Source organism: Sorangium sp. So ce117, assembly GCF_051524395.1.
Taxonomy (GTDB): Bacteria; Myxococcota_A; Polyangia; order Polyangiales; family Polyangiaceae; genus Sorangium; species Sorangium cellulosum_B.
Window position 1 is genome coordinate 9,094,775 of the sequence record NZ_CP150309.1, and the last position, 17,855, is coordinate 9,112,629.

15 protein-coding genes are annotated in these 17,855 nt (G+C 72.6%); 13 read left to right on the forward strand and 2 right to left on the reverse strand.

The features are described from left to right. Positions 1–26: 26 nt before the first annotated feature. The 3 genes from WMF46_RS34085 to WMF46_RS34095 are packed head-to-tail and all read left to right on the forward strand — an operon-like array spanning position 27 to position 3,424. The gene (locus WMF46_RS34085; protein WP_437543916.1) at positions 27–890 is read left to right on the forward strand and encodes a lysophospholipid acyltransferase family protein; all 864 of its coding nucleotides are present in this window, start codon (positions 27–29) and stop codon (positions 888–890) included. After that, on the forward strand, positions 887–1,822 hold the full coding sequence (locus tag WMF46_RS34090; protein WP_437981018.1) for an SDR family oxidoreductase: 936 nt from the start codon (positions 887–889) through the stop codon (positions 1,820–1,822). Before WMF46_RS34085 ends, WMF46_RS34090 begins: the two co-directional genes overlap by 4 nt. Before the next feature lie 36 nt (positions 1,823–1,858). Continuing rightward, positions 1,859–3,424 carry a dipeptidyl-peptidase 3 family protein gene (locus WMF46_RS34095; protein ID WP_437981019.1) on the forward strand — a complete coding sequence of 522 codons (1,566 nt, stop codon included), beginning with the start codon at positions 1,859–1,861 and terminating at the stop codon, positions 3,422–3,424. Positions 3,425–3,442: 18 nt separating this feature from the next. Here the strand turns inward: WMF46_RS34095 and WMF46_RS34100 are convergent, their stop codons facing one another. Both WMF46_RS34100 and WMF46_RS34105 read right to left on the reverse strand, forming a co-directional pair. Next, on the reverse strand, positions 3,443–5,134 hold the full coding sequence (locus WMF46_RS34100) for a hypothetical protein (protein WP_437981020.1): 1,692 nt from the start codon (positions 5,132–5,134) through the stop codon (positions 3,443–3,445). Further along, the gene (locus WMF46_RS34105; protein ID WP_437981021.1) at positions 5,131–6,243 is read right to left on the reverse strand and encodes a hypothetical protein; all 1,113 of its coding nucleotides are present in this window, start codon (positions 6,241–6,243) and stop codon (positions 5,131–5,133) included. Before WMF46_RS34105 ends, WMF46_RS34100 begins: the two co-directional genes overlap by 4 nt. A gap of 223 nt (positions 6,244–6,466) precedes the next feature. Here WMF46_RS34105 and WMF46_RS34110 point away from each other — a divergent pair, with 223 nt between their 5' ends. The 10 genes from WMF46_RS34110 (at position 6,467) to WMF46_RS34155 (ending at position 17,847) form a co-directional block, all read left to right on the forward strand. Then, on the forward strand, positions 6,467–7,813 hold the full coding sequence (locus WMF46_RS34110) for a protein kinase domain-containing protein (protein WP_437981022.1): 1,347 nt from the start codon (positions 6,467–6,469) through the stop codon (positions 7,811–7,813). A gap of 89 nt (positions 7,814–7,902) precedes the next feature. Further along, positions 7,903–8,889, forward strand: coding sequence for an AAA family ATPase (locus WMF46_RS34115; protein ID WP_437981023.1), 987 nt, complete (start codon positions 7,903–7,905; stop codon positions 8,887–8,889). Beyond that, positions 8,886–9,794: a DUF58 domain-containing protein gene (locus tag WMF46_RS34120; protein ID WP_437543930.1), complete on the forward strand. Its 909-nt coding sequence runs from the start codon at positions 8,886–8,888 to the stop codon at positions 9,792–9,794. The genes WMF46_RS34115 and WMF46_RS34120 overlap by 4 nt, the downstream gene beginning before the upstream one ends. Next, positions 9,791–11,053, forward strand: coding sequence for a hypothetical protein (locus WMF46_RS34125; protein ID WP_437981024.1), 1,263 nt, complete (start codon positions 9,791–9,793; stop codon positions 11,051–11,053). The genes WMF46_RS34120 and WMF46_RS34125 overlap by 4 nt, the downstream gene beginning before the upstream one ends. Next, positions 11,050–12,195: a VWA domain-containing protein gene (locus tag WMF46_RS34130; protein WP_437903731.1), complete on the forward strand. Its 1,146-nt coding sequence runs from the start codon at positions 11,050–11,052 to the stop codon at positions 12,193–12,195. The genes WMF46_RS34125 and WMF46_RS34130 overlap by 4 nt, the downstream gene beginning before the upstream one ends. Then, on the forward strand, positions 12,192–13,346 hold the full coding sequence (locus WMF46_RS34135; RefSeq protein ID WP_437981025.1) for a vWA domain-containing protein: 1,155 nt from the start codon (positions 12,192–12,194) through the stop codon (positions 13,344–13,346). The genes WMF46_RS34130 and WMF46_RS34135 overlap by 4 nt, the downstream gene beginning before the upstream one ends. Further along, the gene (locus WMF46_RS34140; protein ID WP_437981026.1) at positions 13,333–14,427 is read left to right on the forward strand and encodes a tetratricopeptide repeat protein; all 1,095 of its coding nucleotides are present in this window, start codon (positions 13,333–13,335) and stop codon (positions 14,425–14,427) included. Before WMF46_RS34135 ends, WMF46_RS34140 begins: the two co-directional genes overlap by 14 nt. Continuing rightward, the gene (locus WMF46_RS34145; RefSeq protein ID WP_437981027.1) at positions 14,424–16,403 is read left to right on the forward strand and encodes a BatD family protein; all 1,980 of its coding nucleotides are present in this window, start codon (positions 14,424–14,426) and stop codon (positions 16,401–16,403) included. The genes WMF46_RS34140 and WMF46_RS34145 overlap by 4 nt, the downstream gene beginning before the upstream one ends. Then, on the forward strand, positions 16,388–17,236 hold the full coding sequence (locus tag WMF46_RS34150; protein ID WP_437981028.1) for a hypothetical protein: 849 nt from the start codon (positions 16,388–16,390) through the stop codon (positions 17,234–17,236). Before WMF46_RS34145 ends, WMF46_RS34150 begins: the two co-directional genes overlap by 16 nt. A 29-nt stretch (positions 17,237–17,265) precedes the next feature. Further along, positions 17,266–17,847 (forward strand): hypothetical protein, encoded by a 582-nt coding sequence (locus tag WMF46_RS34155; protein ID WP_012239127.1) that lies wholly within the window; start codon positions 17,266–17,268, stop codon positions 17,845–17,847. Positions 17,848–17,855 lie beyond the last annotated feature (8 nt).

Genomic DNA, 17,855 nt, shown 5'->3' on the forward strand with positions numbered 1-17,855 from the left:
CGCCGAAGCCTCCCGGAGGGTGACCCTTGACACTGCTCGTCAGCGACTCGATTGCCCAGCGCGTCCAGCGGCTGGAGATCCCTTTCAACAGCTTCGGGGTCGATCCTTACGGCATCTCCCAGAAGCACCTGGGTCTCTTCTTCTCCCTCCTGGATTTCTTCTATCATCATTACTTCTCGGTGGGCGTGACGGGCCTGGAGAACGTCCCCGCGCGCGGGCGGGCAATGCTCGTCGGCAACCACTGCGGGGGAGTCGCCATCGACGGGGCGATGGTGGTCGCGTCGATGTTCTTCGCGATGGATCCTCCGCGTCTGGCCGAGGGGATGGCGGAGAAGTTCATCAATCGCCTCCCCTTCACCTCGCTCTGGTCGAGCCGCACAGGGCAGTTCACCGGCCTCCCCGAGCACGCGAGCCGCCTCCTCGAGGACGAGCGGCTGCTCATGGTGTTCCCCGAGGGGGCGCGCGGCACCGCCAAGCTCTACAGCGAGCGCAACTCGCTCGTGCACTTCGGGTCGGGGTTCGTCCGGCTCGCGATGAAGACGAGGACGCCCGTCATCCCCTTCGGCTTCGTCGGCGGCGGCGAGGCGGTGCCGACCATCGCCAACTCGTACACGATCGGCCGGCTGTTCGGCGTGCCGTACATCCCGATCACCCCGTACCTCATCCCGGCGCCGCTGCCGGTCCAGCTGGAGATCACGTACGGCGAGCCGATGACGTTCGCCGGGACCGGCGCCGAGGAAGACGAGGTGATCCTGGGCCACGTCGAGCAGGTGAAGGCGAGGATCGCCGAGCTCATCGAGGACGGGCGAAAGCGGCGCCGCGGGAAGCTTTCGGTGGACTGGCGCGGCGCCACGCCGCCCAGGCCCGCCTCATCGAAGGAGCACGCATGAGGGTCCTCATCCCAGGGATCACCGGCCAGCTGGGCCGCATGGTCGCGACGCGCCTCCTCGAGGAGGGGCACGAGGTGATCGGCATCGACCGGCGGCCGTGGCCGACCGCCCCGGCCGGCGTCGAGATGCACAACGTGGATCTGCAGAAGCGCGCCGCGGAGGACGTGTTCCGCAAGGCCCGGCCCCAGGCCGTCATCCACATGGCGACCGTGACGCACCTCGTGGAGCAGACGGAGGAGCGGTATCGGATCAACCTCGGCGGCACGCGCGTCGTCTTCGACAACAGCCGCGCCTGCGGGGTCGAACACGTGATCTTCGTCGGCCGACACACCTACTACGGCGCCGGCCCCGAGTCGCCGCTCTACCACACGGAGGAGGATCCTCCGATGGCGGTGTCCACCTTCCCCGAGCTCGCCGACCTCGTCGCGGCCGATCTCTACGCCTGCACGGCGCTCTGGCGCGCTCCCGAGCTCTGCACGACCGTTCTCCGCATGTGCTACACGCTCGGCCCGACAGGCCACGGCACGCTGGCGAGCTTCCTCCGCGGCCCCCGCGTCCCGTACGTGCTCGGGTTCGACCCGCTGTTCCAGTTCATGCACGAGCAGGACGTCGTGACCGCCATCTGCCTCGCCCTCGAGAAGCGCATCCGCGGCGTCTACAACGTCTCTGGCCCGCAGCCTGTGCCCCTGTCGCTCATCATCCGGGCGGCGGGCCGTGTGGCGTTGCCCCTCCCCGAGTTCGTGCTGCGCAACGCGTTCGGCCGCTTCGGCCTGCCGAAGCTCCCTCGCGCGGCGCTGACCCACATCAAGTACCCCGTCGTCGTGGACGGGGCCGCGTTCCGCGCCGCGACCGGGTTCAAGCACGACATCGACGAAGCCGAGGCCATCCGCGAGTACCGCGACGCCCACCCGGTCCCGGCGAGCCGCCCCTGAGCCGGGGAGTTCATCTCATGAGATAAGGAGGTCCCGATGTTGTCCGAGAAGGTCAATCAGTTCGCGCCGGCCAGGCTCACCGCGGACATCGACGATCTGCCCGAGCCGGAGAGGAGAGCGCTCGGCAAGCTCATCGAGGCTTCGCGGCAGCTCGATCCCGTGTTCGATCGGCAGGCCTACGCCGGGAACCCGGAGCTCCGCGAGGAGCTCGTCGCGGACGGCACCCCGGAGGGGCGGGACAGGCTCGCCTACTTCGACATCATGCGCGGCCCGTGGGACAGGCAGGATCACCACCGCCCCTTCGCCATCGACAGGCCCCATCCTCCTGGCGCTGGCTTCTACCCGGAAGATCTCTCGGCCGACGAGCTCAACGCGTGGGTCGAGCAGCACCCGGGCGACAAGGAGGCCTTCAACAGCCTGTTCACGCTCATCCGCCGGGACCAGGGCCGGCTCGTCGCCGTGCCGTACAGCCAGGCCTACGCCGCGTGGCTCGGCCCCGCCGGCGCGCTCCTCGAGGAGGCCGCGGCGCTCACCGCGAGCGAGAGCCTAAGGCGGTTCCTGAGGTCCCGGGCCGCCGCGTTCCGCTCCGACGACTACTATGCATCCGACAAGGACTGGATGGACCTCGACAGCCGCGTCGAGGTGACCATCGGCCCTTACGAGACCTACGAGGACGAGCTCCTCGGCCTCAAGGCCTCGTTCGAGTCGTTCGTCACGGTGAGCGACCCCGACGCTTCCCGCAAGCTCTCGAAGTACAAGGAGCTCCTCCCGGAGATGGAGCGCAACCTGCCTGTCCCCGAGGACGTGAAGACGGCGCGCGGCGGGGAGAGCCCCATCCAGGTCGTCGACCTCGTGTTCAGCGCCGGCGACGCCCGCAAATCGGTCCAGACGATCGCGTTCAACCTGCCGAACGACGAGCGCGTCCGCGCCGAGAAGGGGGCCAAGAAGGTCCTGCTCCGCAACGTCATCGAGACGAAGTTCGAGCTGATCATGCGCCCTATCGCCGAGCGCATCCTCGACCCGGCGCAGCTCGATCACCTGTCCTCCGACGCGTTCTTCAACGAGACGCTCTTCCACGAGCTCTCGCACAGCCTCGGCCCTGCGTTCACGACCGTGAGCGGGGAGCGGGTCGAGGTGCGGATCGCGCTCGGCCCGACGTACTCCGCGCTGGAGGAGGCCAAGGCCGACGTGATGGGCGCTTACAACGTCCTCTTCATGATCCAGCGAGGCCACTTCGCGGCCGATTTCAGGGAAAAGCTCCTCATCTCCTATTTCGCAGGGCTCTTCAGGAGCACCCGCTTCGGCGTGGCCGAGGCGCACGGCAAGGGGGCCGCGCTCCAGATCAACCGGTTCCTCGAGGAGCGCGCCGCCCGCTTCGACCCGGCGACGCGGCGCTTCACCGTCGACGCCGGGGAGCTCGAGGCCGCCATCACCCGCCTCGTCCGCGATCTCTGCATGGTGCAGCACCGCGGCGACAGGCAGGCCGCCGGCGAGCTCCTCGCCAGGTACGGAGAGGTCTCGGAGCCGATGCAGCACGCGCTCGGCGGCCTCGCGGGGATCCCGATCGACATCCGGCCGATCTACCCGCTCGCCGGCGAGTGAGCCGCCGGCGAGCGGCGCTCACGGCCCGATCTGCACGAGGAACGCGTCGCCGGCGCCCTGGCTCACGGCCGTGGCTGCCCCGCGATCGAGGACGCCGTCGAAGCGGCCGGTCACCCAGCCATCGCCGAGGAGATCGACGGCGACGGCCGCGCTGCGCTGCTCGCCCGAGTCGCCGAACGAGCGCAACCAGATCGGGTTGCTGGCAGGGTCGAGCTTCGCCACGAACACGTCCGCGGCGCCCGTGGCCGAGTGCGCCTCCGTGCCGATGTCCAGGTTCCCCAGGAAGGAGCCGGTGAGGAGGATGTTGCCCGCGAGATCGACCGCGACGGAGGCGCCCTCCTGGTCGGCGTCGTCGCCGAAGTCCTCGCACCACTGCAGGACGCCGTTGTCGTCCAGACGGATGAGGAAGACGTCCTTGTCTCCATTGCTCGTGAGCAGCGACTCGCCGAGGGAGAGCGCTCCCCGGAACGAGCCGGTCACGAGGATGTTGCCCGCTCCATCGACGGCCACGCCGAGCGCCTCGGCCGCGTTGGTCGCGTCGGCCGCCTTGCTCCAGACGTGGTCGCCCGAGGGGTCGAGCTTCGCGACGAACAGGTTGGTCTTGGCGTCGGTGGTGAGCGGCCTCTCGCCCCCGAGATCGACCTCCCCGCTGAACCAGCCGACGACGACGATGTCGCCGTCACCGTCGACGGCGACGCCGGTACCGGCCTGATCTCCCTGGCCGCCGAGCCGCTTGGCCCAGTCGACGTGGCCGGCGGCGTCGAGCTTGACCAGGAAGGCGTCGCTCCTGCCGTGGCTCTCCAGGGTGAACCGCTCGCCCCGGCGGCCCTCGCCGAAGTCGAGCGTGCCCGAGAACTCGCCGGTGATGAAGGCGTTCCCCGCCTGGTCCACGGCGACCGCCGCCGCGTGTTGCGTGGCCTCGTCGCCGAACCGCCGGCTGAACTGGTGGGCCCCGTTCGCGTCGAACCGCGCCACGACGACGTCGGCGCGGCGGCCGGCGCCCTCGAGCACGCCGCCGCCGAAATCGACGTCGCCAGCCGCGCTGCCCGCGAGCACCACGTCGCCCCCCGGCGCGAGCGCGACCGCCCGGGCGACGCTGTCCGCGAAGCGGCGGCCGAACCGGAACCGACCCTCGCGCCTGGAGGCGTCGCGGGAGAACGAGACGAGGAAAGCGTCCGGCTCGCCGAGCGCGCCCAGCTCGTCCGACGGGCCCGCGCCGAGATCGGTGCTGCCCGACGCCGAGCCGACCACGACGACGGCGTCGGCGGAGGCGGCGATGCCCAGGCCCTGCTGAGCGCCGGCCCCGCCGAGCGCGACGCTGTGCACGGGGTCGCCCGTGCACGCTCGCCCGTCGCAGTTCTCGTCCTCGGGCGTGGCGCAGCTCTCGAACGCGGGCAGCACCTGGCCGACGCAGGCGCCGACGTCGGTCCCGTCGTCATTGCACGCGGCGACGCCGGCGACGCAGAGGCCGACGCCCTGCGTGCCCTGCGGCCCCGCGTAGCAAGCCGCCTCGGTGAGGGGAACGCAGACCTCCTGAACCTCGCCGCCACCGCCCACCCCGCCGCCGCCGCCGCCTCCCCCCTCGCCCACCGGCGCGGGATCCGCCGCGACGTCGGGGAACGGCGCGATGAAGGCGCACGCGCCGAGGCCGGCGGAGGCGAGGGCGAGCGCGGCGACGACGCCCGCTCCGGGGCGAGGTGCGCCGCTCACAGCACTCCCCGCACGGCGACCCCGGCGCCGTCCGCGCCGACCCACGGCGAGAGCGCCGTCGGGCGGGGGGCGCGCGGCGCCGCGGGCGCAGGCCGCCGCCCGGCGGCGTCCGGAGGAGCCGCGGGCGAGGAGGACGAGGGCCAGAAGAGGTAGGTGGCGAAGCCGCCCGCGATGACGGCGGCCCCGGTGAGCACCGTGCTCGTGACGGCGAGCGCTTGCCCGCGATCGTGCAGCGCCTGCCGCTCGCCCAGCGAGCCCGGGGCAGGGTTCTCGTTCTTCTTCAGGAAGCTGTGCCGCACGTCGTACGCCATGGCGCCCGTGACCACGGCGCCGGCGACGAGCGCGGCCGCCGTCCCCACGACGACCACCGGCGAGATGCGAGGGCCGGGCGCGGGCGCGCTGGGCAGCGCCCGGCGCGCGGGCGCGCTCGACAGCAGGACCGCGAGCGAGCGCTTGCGGCCGAGCTCGGCCCGCAGCTCGACGACCGCGCCCGTCTCGGCCTGCACCGTCGCCTCGAACCGCGCCGCATAGTTCTCGGCCACCACAACGACCCGCCGCGCCCCGGGGCTCACGAGGATGGCCGCGCCGACGAGCGCGGCGTGGATCGGCTCACCATCGATCTCGACGCGCACGCCGGTCGCGTCCTCGGGCAGCTGCAGGACGATCTGCGACGTCTTCACGCGAAGCTTCTCTAGTCGCGCCCGCGACTCCCTGGCGAGCGCGATCTCGTTCCGCGCGGTCGCGCCGGACGCAGCGAGCTCAAATGCGTTGAGCGCCTCGACGACGTGGCCGAGCGCCTCGTGACAGACGCCGAGGTGATACCAGAGAGGCGGGGACACGACGATCTTGCTGATGCGCTCGTACGTCTCCAGCGCCTCTGCCCACCGGCCGCTGTCCTCCGCGGCGAGGCCGAGCGCGAAGAGGTGCCGCGCGGACGCGAGGTCCGCGGCGCTCGGCTTGTGGGGCGCAGCGACAGCCGCAGTGTCGCTCGCGACCGCGGCCGGCGGCGCGCGGCTGGCGTCCTCCGGGGAAGGCTCGGCGAACGCAGCCGGACCGACGCCGACCACGGCGAAGAATACCACTCCGCCGATGGTGATCCGATGCTTCACCCACGCCTCCTTCCATCACCAAGCGATAGAGGCAGTCTAACCGTATTCACGCCGACCGATCCTCGACAACTGGAAAATTGTTTGAGATTAGCGTCCGATCCTGGAACGCTCTTGCACGACCCGCCTGGAACGCTCTCCCACTGTCGGTGAGAGCTTCAGCATGGTCGGACTCACGACGACACAGGAGTCGCAGGTACGAGCTGTGATAGCGCCCGTCGATCTTGTGCCAGGCCAGCTTCTCGGCCGCTATGAGCTGCTGATCGCCATCGCGCAGGGCGGAATGGGGACCGTGTGGGCGGCCCGAGAGCGCGGCGGGGCGGCGGGCGACAAGATCGTGGCAGTCAAGACGATGCTGCCGGCGCTCTCCAGCGATCCGCGCTGCAAGCGCATGTTCCTCACGGAGTCGCGCATCGCCTCCCGGATCAAGCACCCCAATGTGTGCGCGATCCTGGATCAAGGTGAGCAGAGCGGGGTGCTCTACTTCGTGATGGAGTGGATCGACGGCGACGCGCTCGTGGCGCTGCTCGGCGGCAGCACCCGCAAGCAGGGCAGCCCGCTCCCCCTGCCCGTCGCGGTGAGGATCGCGATCGAGGCGGCGCGTGGGCTGCATGCGGCCCACGAGCTACGGGACGACGGCGGCGCGCTGGTCGGGCTCGTTCACCGGGACGTGTCGCCGCACAACATCCTGATCACGCGGGACGGCTCGGTCAAAATCGCCGATTTCGGCGTGGCCAAGGCCATGGCGCAGGTGGACAACCCGACGACCAACACCGGGCACATGAAGGGCAAGATCCTCTTCATGGCGCCCGAGCAGGTCTATAGCGAGCAGCTGGACCGGCGGTCCGACGTCTTCGCGCTCGGGATCGTGCTCTATCAGCTGACGACGGGCACGCACCCGTTCGCCGCCAGCCACGACCTCGCGACGATGGCGCGCATCGCGCGGCCCGAGCCGGTCGATCCGCCGGGCCCCCTCGTCCCCGGGTACCCCCCCGCGCTCGAGGCGGCGGTGATGCGCGCGCTGGCCAAGGATCCGGCCGAGCGCTTCGCGACGATGGCCGAGCTCGCGGACGCGCTCGAGGCGGTGGACGCCGCCCTCGGCAGCCGCCCTGGCGAGGTCACGGGGTACATCCGCAACGCGCTCGCCGCGCGCGCCTCGCGTCGCACGGCGCTGATCAAGGACGCCTTGCGCGCCGCGGAGGGCAGGGCGCGGGGGCGCGCCCCCTCGCGCCTGGACCCGCGCCGCCGCGCCCGGACGATCGCCACCGCGGCGGCGCTCGTCGCCTCGGGCGCGCTGCTCGGGGCGGCGACGCTCCTGTGGATCGGCCTCGGGGAGGGCCCGAGCGCGCCGCCCGTGGCGGTGCCCGCGGCGCCGGCCGTCACGGTGGAGCCGCGTCCGGGGGTCGCCACCGCCGAGCCGCGCGCCCCGGAGCCCGCGCGCGTGTCAGAGCCGGCCCCGTCCACCGCGCCCTCGGCGCCGCCGTCCTCCACCCCCGCCGCGAGCGCGAGCCCGCCTCGCTCCCGATCGCCTGCCGAGACCGGGCGCGCCAAATTCCGCGAGCCCGGCTTCTAGCGCGCCGCGGCCCCGCCTCGCGCCGAGGAATATTCGATCGGCGCCGGTTGTCCTCGGGCGGCCGGGCTTGCTATGAGCTCCCACCCGTTATGCACGACGTACGCGCCCTGAACGAGCTGGTCGCCAAAGAGAGCGCCTTCATCGACACCCTGCTGAACGAGGTCGGCAAGGTCATCGTCGGCCAGACGTACATGATCGAGCGCATCCTCATCGGGCTGCTCACCGGGGGACACGTGCTCCTCGAGGGCGTCCCGGGCCTCGCCAAGACGCTCACGGTGCGGACGCTCTGCGACGCCATCCACGCGAAGTTCTCGCGGATCCAGTTCACGCCGGATCTGCTGCCCGCCGACCTCATCGGCACCGTCATCTACAACCACCAGAAGGGCGACTTCACCTCCAAGCTGGGCCCGATCTTCGCGAACCTCGTGCTCGCCGACGAGATCAACCGCGCCCCGGCGAAGGTGCAGAGCGCGCTCCTCGAGGCGATGCAGGAGCGGCAGGTCACGATCGGCGACACGACCTACCCGCTGCCGAGCCCGTTCGTGGTCATGGCGACCCAGAACCCGATCGAGCAGGAGGGGACCTACCGCCTCCCGGAGGCGCAGGTCGACAGGTTCATGCTCATGGTCAAGGTCGGGTATCCCGCCCGGGCCGAGGAGCGGCAGATCATCGACCGCACGACGGGAGTGGTCGAGGGCAAGGCCGCGAAGGTGACGACCCCCGAGGAGCTCGTGTCCGCGCGCAAGGTCGTGCGCGACGTGTACATGGACGATCGCGTGAAGGACTACATCGTGGACGTGGTCTTCGCGACGCGCGAGCCCGGGCAGAAGGGGATGCGGGAGCTGAGCAGCCTCATCGAGTACGGGGCGAGCCCGCGCGCCTCGATCGCGCTGGCGCTGGCGGCGCGCGCGCACGCCTTCCTGCGCCACCGGGGCTACGTCACGCCGGAGGACGTGAAGGCGATCGGCCCCGACGTGCTCCGGCACCGGGTCGTCCTGACCTACGAGGCGGAGGCCGAGGAGGTCACGTCCGAGCAGATCGTCCGGCGCGTGTTCGAGGTGGTCGAGGTGCCGTGATCAAGGCCTCCGGCTCGAAGAACCCGCTGCCGCCGGAGCTCCTGAAGCAGCTCCGGCGCATCGAGATCCGGACGCGACGGCTCGCCAACGAGCAGCTCTCCGGGACGTACTCGTCCGTCTTCAAGGGGCAAGGGCTCTCGTTCCGCGAGGTGCGCGCCTACCTGCCCGGCGACGACGTGCGCTGGATCGACTGGAACGTCTCGGCCCGCATGAGCGAGCCGTTCGTGAAGGTGTTCGTCGAGGAGCGGGAGATGACCGTCATGCTGGTCGTCGACGCCTCGCAGAGCGAGCAGTTCGGCACGCGGCGCGCGTCGAAGGCGCGCGTCGCCGCCGAGATCGCCGCGCTCTGCTCCTTCAGCGCCATCAAGAACAACGATCGCGTGGGCCTCGTGCTCGCGACCGAGGCCATCGAGAAGCTCGTCCCGCCGAAGAAGGGGGACAAACACGTGATGCGCGTCATCCGGGAGATCCTCGGGCACGAGCCGAAGTACACGGGGACGAACCTGAAGCTCGCGCTCGAGACGCTGGTGAAGGTCGCCGAGCGGAGGAGCGTGGCCTTCGTGATCAGCGATTTCTTCGCCTCCGGCTTCGAGCGCTCGCTCTCGCTCGCGAGCGCCAAGCACGACGTGATCCCGGTGATGCTCGTCGACCCGCGCGACGAGGAGCTGCCCGACGTGGGGCTCGCGACGTTCGAGGACCTGGAGACCGGGGAAGAGGTCGTGGTGGACACCGGCGACCGGGCGGTGCGCGACCACTACCGCGCCGCCATGCGCAAGCTCCGGAGCGACCGCGACAAGCTGTTCAAGAAGCTCGCGCTCGACGCCGTGGTGGTGAAGACCGGCGAGAGCTTCGTGAGCCCGCTGCGCGACCTGTTCGCCAAGCGGGCGCGGAGGCTCAGGCGATGAGGGCGCGTCGCTCGGCGGTCCACGCCGCGCGCGGCGCGAGCCCGCTCGCGTGGGCCGCGCTGGCGGCGGCGCTCGCGTGCGCGTCGCCGGCACGATCGCAGCCGGACGCCGGCGGCGCCGGAGGGCCCGCCGCGGACGACACCCCGCCGCCGCCGCCTCCGGCCCCGGCCCCGGCGCCGGCAGCCCAGGCGCCGGGAGCCACGGAGCGCGGCGAGAGCGTGTGGGCCTCGTGCGCGGAGCACGTGCCGCCCGGCGCGACGCGCCCCCGGATCGAGGAGACGTTCCCGAAGAACGGGTTCAGCGGGTACGCGGCCCACCTCGAGATCACGGTCACGCACGGCAAGGGCGAGACGGTGCTGCCGGAGGGCTTCAAGGTCCAGGGTGACAGCGACGCCGCGCGCGCGATCCAGAAGGCGGGCTTCGTCCTGCCGGAGGCCGACGCGGGCGCGGGGCCGACCAGCACGACGACGGCGACCGACGCCGGCGCCACGACCAGGCTCGTCATCCCGTTCGTCCCGCTGCCCAAGGAGCCGGGGAGGAGCGCCCTCCTGCTGCCGCCGGTGCCGATCGCCGTGTCCCGCGCGAGCGGGGAGCTCGTCACCGTCTGCACCCGGCCGCACGAGATCGTGATCCAGGACCCGATCGCCAACGAGCGAGACCCCAAGGTCAAGCCGAACCCGCCGCCGAGGCCGCAGCGGGAGGAGTGGGTGCTCGCGAAGCAGCTCACGGTCGGCATCCTCATCGGCGCGGCGCTCGGGCTGCTCGTGGCGTGGCTGGTCCGGCGCTGGCTGCGCCGGCCCCGCGTGGTGGCCGCGCCGCCGCCCAAGCTGCCGTGGGTCGCCGCGCTCGAGGAGCTCGAGGCGCTCCGGCGCTCCGACCTGCTCGGCGAGGGGCGGACCGGTGAGTACTTCGACCGCGTGAGCGACTGCGTGCGCAAGTACCTCGGCGCGCGGTACGGCTTCGACGGCCTCGAGACGACGAGCGACGAGATGCGGGACCTGCTCGCGCGGGTGCGCCCGCCCGTGCCGGTGCTGCCGCAGATCGCGCGGTTCCTCGCCGACTGCGACCTCGTGAAGTTCGCGCGCCTCCAGCCGAGCGAGGCCGACTGCCTCACGGCGCTCGACGACGGCGAGAACATCGTGCACCGCACGACCCCGCCCGCGGCGCGTCCCGGCGACGGCGCCGGCCCCCGGAGCTCGCCCGCCAGCGGACAGCAGCCGCCCGCTCGCCCGTCCCGGGCGCCAGAGGAGGCGCCTTGAGCCGCACGAAGCGCGCATCGCTCGCCGTCATCGCGACGCTCGTCGTCGCCGCGCTCGCCTGCGTGTACCCCTACCTCGCGCGCCGCGACGCCTGGTCCTCGGCGAGCTGGCAGAACCCGTGGTTCTTGCTCGCGCTCATCGCGGTGCCCGTCGTCTGGTACTGGGGCATCTTCGCGGAGGACGCGCGCAGGCCGCGGCTCCGGCTCGGCACGGTCGCGCCGCTCGCGCGCGGGCCCCGCGGCCTGCGCAGCCACCTGCGCGACCTGCCGGGCGTGCTGCGCGCCGTGGCGCTCGCGCTGCTCGTCCTCGCGATGGGGCGGCCGGTCAGCGTGCTCCGCGAGCAGCGCTCGGACGACAAGGGCATCGACATCGTCGTGGCGCTCGACCTGTCGGGCTCGATGCGCGCGATCCTCGACGCGCGGGCGAGCGACCTGCCCGGCCAGCCGAAGCTGCCGCGCGGCAAGCGGCTGACCCGGCTCGACACGGCCAAGCTCGTCCTCCAGGACTTCATCAGCCGCAGGAGGACCGATCGCCTCGGCGTCGTCGTCTTCGGCAAGGCCGCCTACGTGCTGTCGCCGCCGACGCTCGACTACCACCTGCTGACGCAGATGGTCTCGCAGATGACGCTCAACGTGATCGACGGCAGCGCGACGGCGATCGGCGACGCGCTCGGCACCGCGGTCGCCCGCCTGCGCAGGAGCGACGCGCAGTCGAAGGTCGTCATCCTCCTGACCGACGGCGACTCGAACGCCGGGGCCATCTCCCCCGAGTACGCGACCCACCTCGCGACCTCGCTCGGCGCGAAGGTCTACACGATCCAGATCGGCACCGACGACGAGGTCGAGGTCGAGGACGGCATCGATCTCTTCGGGCAGCCGCGCTACGTGCGCCACCGCTTCCCGGTGAACCCCGCGCTGCTCCAGGAGATCGCGCAGAAGACCGGCGGCGCGTCGTACGTGGCGACCGACGCGAAGGCGCTCGCGGACAGCATGCACGACGTGCTCGACCGGCTGGAGAAGACCCGCTTCGAGGCGTCGAGCGCCGCGTACGAGGATCTCTTCCCGTTCCTGCTCCTGCCCGGGGTGTTCCTGATCGGGCTCGACGCGCTCCTGCGCGCCTGGCTGCTCCGGAGGTTCCCGTGAACTTTGCGGCCCCCTGGTTCCTGCTCGGGACGGCGTTCGCCGCGCTGATCGGCCTCCTGCTCATCCTGGGCGGCTTCGGCGTGGCGCGCGCCATCAAGCGCTTCGGCGACGAGGATCGCGTGAAGGCGCTCACGACCGCCGATCCGGCGAAGCGCCGCGCCTGGAAGGGCGTGCTGCTCGTGCTCGCGACGGCGCTCGCGTTCGTGGCCGCGGCGCGCCCCCAGTACGGCAAGGGCACGCGGCTCGTGCCGGCGACCAACGTCGACGTGGTGGTCGTGCTCGACTACTCGAAGAGCATGTACGCGCGCGACGTCGAGCCGTCCCGCATCTTCCGGGCGAAGGTCGAGGTCGCCCGCCTCATCAAGGATCTCGAGGGCGCGCGCTTCGGCGCGGTCGCGTTCGCCGGCGAGCCGATGGGCTTCCCGCTGACCGCCGACGGCGCGGCGATCGCGCAGTTCTTCCGCCAGCTCGACCCGAACGACATGCCGATCGGCGGCACGGCGATCGCGCGCGCGCTCGACCAGGCGAACGAGCTCCTGAGGCGCGATCCGAAGTCCGCCGAGCACAAGCGGATCATCCTGCTCGTCACGGACGGCGAGGACCTCGAGGGCTACCCGCTGAGCGTCGCCCAGGCGATCGGCGCCCAGGGCACGACGATCCACGTCGTCCAGATCGGCGGGCGCACGCCGGAGCCGATCCCGGAGATCGGCCAGGACGGCCGCATCGTCGGGTGGCGGACGGATCGCCAGGGCAAGCCGCTCACGACCGAGCTGTCGCTGTCGGGCGAGCAGCAGCTCGCGTCGATCGCGCAGGCGACGCCGGGCGGGCAGATCATCCGCGCGGAGAAGGGGACCACGGGCATCGAGACGATCGCCGCGGAGCTCAGGCGGCAGATGAAGAGCGAGCTCTCGGAGCGGGTCGAGACGGTCTACGCGGACGTCTACTTCTACCCGCTCGGCCTCGCGATCCTGCTCCTCATCGCCGAGGTGTTCCTCAAGGACGCTCCGCGCCGTCGCTTCGTGGCGACGCGCCCCGAGGCCGCGCCGAAGCGCGCCGCGTTGCTGAAGGGGCGCCCGCTCGGCACGGACCTCGCGGCGGGAGCGGGGCAGGCTTCTGAGGGCAACGCGGGAGGGCCGCATGCCGCGTCGTGATCGCAAGCGCGTGGATCTCGCCGGCTTCTTCGCGCGCCGTGGGCGCTGGATCGCGATCGGGCTCGCCGCCGCGTGCCTCACCGGGGCCGCGTTCTCTGCGGCGACCGGGTGCAGCGGGTGGGATCCGACGTCCCCGTTCGAGCGGAACGCGCCGGCGGTCGACCAGGCGATCCGCGATCTCGACGCGGGCAACCTCGAGTCTGCCGAGCAGGCCCTCGCGAGCTACCTGGGGACGGGCCCGTGCAGCGACGCCGGCATCGGGCTGCCGGACTCCGTGCGCCAGAAGCCGAACGGCTCGTTCGATCTCGGGCTGACGCTGTTCCATCTGGCCGAGCGCTACGGTCATCGGTTCGGCGACGAGGAGCTCGCGGACGGCGGGCCGGAGCAGGAGCAGAGCGACGCGCTGCGCGGGATCGAGATCGACTGCGCGCTGATCCTCCTGAAGGCGATCGGGGCCGATCCGAGCGTGCCTGCCGATCTGCGCGCGCGGGCCCGCTACCTCTCGGGCAACCTCGAGTTCTTGCGGCGCAAGTACGAGGACGCCGTGACGTATTACGATCAGGCGCTGGCCATCATCCCCGGGGTCCTCGAGGAGGCCGGCGGCGACGGCGTCGGCCGGGACGCGGCCTGGAACCGGGCGATCGCCCTGCGGCGCATCGAGGACCAGAAGGACGCCGCGCCGCCGGACGCCGAGCCCGATGCGCCGCCGGACGCCGAGCCCGACGCGCCGCCGGACGCCGAGCCCGACGCCGAGCCCGACGGGGGCGACGACGGCGGCGACCAGGACGCGGGCGACGACGGCGGCGACCAGGACGCGGGCGACGACGGCGGTGACCAGGACGCGGGCAACGACGGCGGCGACCAGGATCAGAGCCCTGACGCTGGCCCGCAGGACCAGACGCCCGACGCCGGCTCACCCGAGCAACCCGAGCCGCCGCGCGAGCAGCCCCAGGAGCCGCCGCAGACCGGTCGGCAGGACGATCGCATCCTCGACCAGCTCGAGGAGGCGCCGACGTACCAGGAGCAGGAAGCGAAGAACAAGGCCGGTATGCGGCGCGGCCGCGGCATGGAGGACAAGTGACGCGCCCGCTCGCGCTCGCGCTCGCCGCGCGCTCCCCTGCCCCGCTCGCGCTCGCCCTCCCGCGTCTCGCGCCGATCGCGACCGCGCTGCTCGTGGCGTTGCTCGCGTTGATCGCCCCGCTCCGCGCGCGCGCCCAGCAGCAGCCGGAGCTCTCGGCGCGCGCGAGCTCCACCGACGTCGAGGTCGGCGAGCCGTTCACGGTCGAGGTGAAGGCGCTGGTCGAGCGCGGCGCCGGCATGCCCTCCGATCCGGAGCTGCGTGTCCCGCCCGACCTCTCCATCGTCTCCGGCCCGAGCATCGGGACGCAGATGAAGACCCAGCTCGGGGGCGGCGTCATGATCACGCAGCTGGGCATCAGCGCGACGTGGCAGATCGTCGCGAACAAGCCCGGCCGCTACACCATCCCCGGGCCGACGATCTCGTGGAACGGCAGGCGCCTGCCGGCGGCTCCGATCATGATCAAGGTCGCGCCGGCGAGCGGGCGGCCTCGCCGGCCGAACAACCCGTTCCTCTTGCCCGGCGGCCCGCTGCAGGGCTTCCCGTGGCCGTTCGGCGGCCCGGGCGGCGTCTTCGACGACGAGAGGACCCAGGACGAGCCCGAGGCCGAGGCGACAGAGCTGGCGATGCCGCGCGAGCCCGACCCGGTGGTGTTCCTGCGCGCCATCCCCGACAAGACGACCGCGGTGGTCGGCGAGCAGGTCACGGTCTCGTTCTACCTGTACTTCCGCGAGAACGCCGAGATGACCGAGCCCCGCGCAGCGCCCGCCGCGGACTTCCTTCGCCACCCGCTCCTCGAGGACCCCCGCAACGAGCGCCCCGTGTACACGCGGGTCGGCGGGCACCGCTACGCGGCCCGCCTCGTCGACAAGCTGGCGCTGTTCCCGCTGAAGACGGGCGAGCTGCACACGGGCAGCATGCAGACGCGCATCTCCGGGCGCCGGATCGGCGCGCGCGTGCTGCGCGAATCGAACGACGTCGTCGTCAAGGTCACGGAGCCGCCCCTCGCCGGCCGCCCGTCCGGCTATGCCGTCGGCGACGTCGGTCAGTTCACGCTCAAGGCGACGGTGCAGCCGCGCCAGATCGAGCAGGGCGGCTCGGTGGCCGTGACCGTGCAGATCGCGGGCACCGGCAACTTCCCCCAGTCGCTCCGGGTGCCGGAGCGGACCGGGCTCGAGTGGCTCGACCCGGAGAAGCGCGACGCGATCGAGCCGCGCGGCGGCGCGATCGGCGGCACCCGATCGTTCGGCTACGTCGTCCGGATCCAGGAGAGCGGCGCGGTCGATCTCGGGAAGATCGAGCTCCCCTACTGGGATCCGGCGCAGAAGCGCTACGTGGTCGAGCGCGCCGAGCTCGGCGTCGTCCAGGTCAGCCCGGTGGCCCCTCCGGCGTCGTCCGGGCCGCCGTCCAGGGCGCCTCGCGCCGAGGGCGACGGCGCTGGCCGGGGCGAGCCGTTCGCCGGCATGCCGGGGCTCCGCACGTCGCTCGGCCCGCACGCCCCGCCCGCGACGCTGCCCCTCGACGGCGCGCCGTTCTGGCTGCTCCTGGCCGCGCCGCCGCTCGTCGTGACGCTGTTCGGCGCGGGCGATCGGCTCGTGCGCCGTGCGCGCGATCGCCGCGCGGCGGGCGCGACCTCGCCCGCCCGGCTCGCGGCGATCGCCCAGCGCGAAGCGGAGGAGGCGGCCGCGCAGGGGGATCTCGGGGCGACGGCCGCGGCGATCGAGCGCGCGGTGCACCGGGCGATCGAGTCCGCGACGGGCCTCCGCTCGCGCGGCGTCCTGCTCGCGGAGCTCCCGGGCGAGCTCGGCCGGCGCGGCGTCCCCGGGCCGCTCTCGTCGCGCGCTTGCGAGGCGCTGGCCGCGTGCGAGGCGATCCGGTTCGAGCCGACCGCGCAGGAGGGCGGCGGCGCCGCCGCCGCGGCGCTCGTCGAGCAGAGCCGCTCCGTCGTGACCGAGCTCGCGCGATGGAAGCCCGCGTGAACGGCCGCGGCAGGCGCCTCCTCGCCGGCGCGCTCCTCCTCGCCGGGAGCCTCGCGTCGGCGCTGCCGTCGAGCGAGGCGCGCGCGCAGCCGGCGGAGCCCCCGGAGGCGCTGTTCCAGGAGGGCACGGCCGCGCTCGCCCGCGGCGAGTACGGCGCGGCGATCGACACGTTCGAGCTGCTCGCCGACCGCGGCTTCGCGCACCCGGACGCGAGCTATAACCGCGGGCTCGCCTACGTCACGCGCGTCCGCGAGGGCGCGGATCGCCCGGGAGACCTCGGCCGGGCGGCGGCCGCGTTCGAGGAGGCGCTGCGGCTCCGCCCGGGCGACGCCGACGCCGATCGCGCGCTGGATCTCGTGCGCGCCGAGATCACCCGCCGGCGCTCGCGCCGCGCCACGGATGCGGTCGACGTGCGCCCGACGCTCGGCCGGGTCATCGTCGGCCTCGCCTCGGAGCGCACCTGGGCGGCGGCCGCGCTCCTCGCGTCGCTGCTCCTCGCCCTGGGCGTGGTCCTGCGGCGCCGCCCTGCCGGCCCTGCGCACGTCGCGGGCAGCGTCCTTGCGCCGACGGCGCTCGTCGCGCTGCTCGCGCTGGTGCCGCTCACCTATGCGGCGCGGCACCTCCGCCTCACGACCCGGGCTGGCGTCGTGGTGGTCCCCGAGGTCCGGCTCCTCGACGAGGACGGGCGCGCGCTGCCCCGCGCGGAGCAGAGCGCGATCCCCGAGGGTGCGTCGGTCGAGGTCGGCAGGAGATCGGGCGGGCTCGCGGAGGTCCGCTGGGGCGCCACCGAGGGCTGGGCTCCGGCGTCGAGCATCCGGTTGCTCGCTCCATGAGCCGCGCCATCGTGTGCTAGGTTGTCCGCGTGTGGGTACGCCGCGCAGCCATTCGCCCCGTCCCCTCGTACGCTCAGGTGCCGGCGCGCGTCCTGTCCGAGATCGAGGATCAGCTCGCCGAGGATGACGACGACTCGCGCAAGCAGCTCGACGACGCGTTCACGCGCTTCGAGCAGACGCAGCCAGCGCTCGCGGACCGGATCTCCTCGGTGCTGTCCGGCCCGCTCGACGAGACGGCGCTCGCCCTCGGCTATTTCCTGACGCTGGCGATCTGGCTCGCCTTCGACGAGCTGTTCGGTCAGGACCTCGACGAGGTCACCGAGACGGCGCTCACGGGCGTCGAGGAGTCGCTGAACCTGGACGAGCAGATCCGCCTCCACGATCCTGCCGAGGCGGTCGACTCGGACGACGTCATCGCGATGGAGCAGCCCGACGTCCTCGCCTTCGTGCAGGAGCACCTCGACGCGGCGCTCGAGGCGAACGCGCACGAGGTCGACGTCGACGACGTCCACGCGATCTACCGGGTGGTGCTGATCGAGGTCCTGGCGCTGAGCTACGCCGTCCGCCCGCCCTCGAACTGGGTAGCGCTGACGACCGAGTTCACCGCATAACGCGTTTC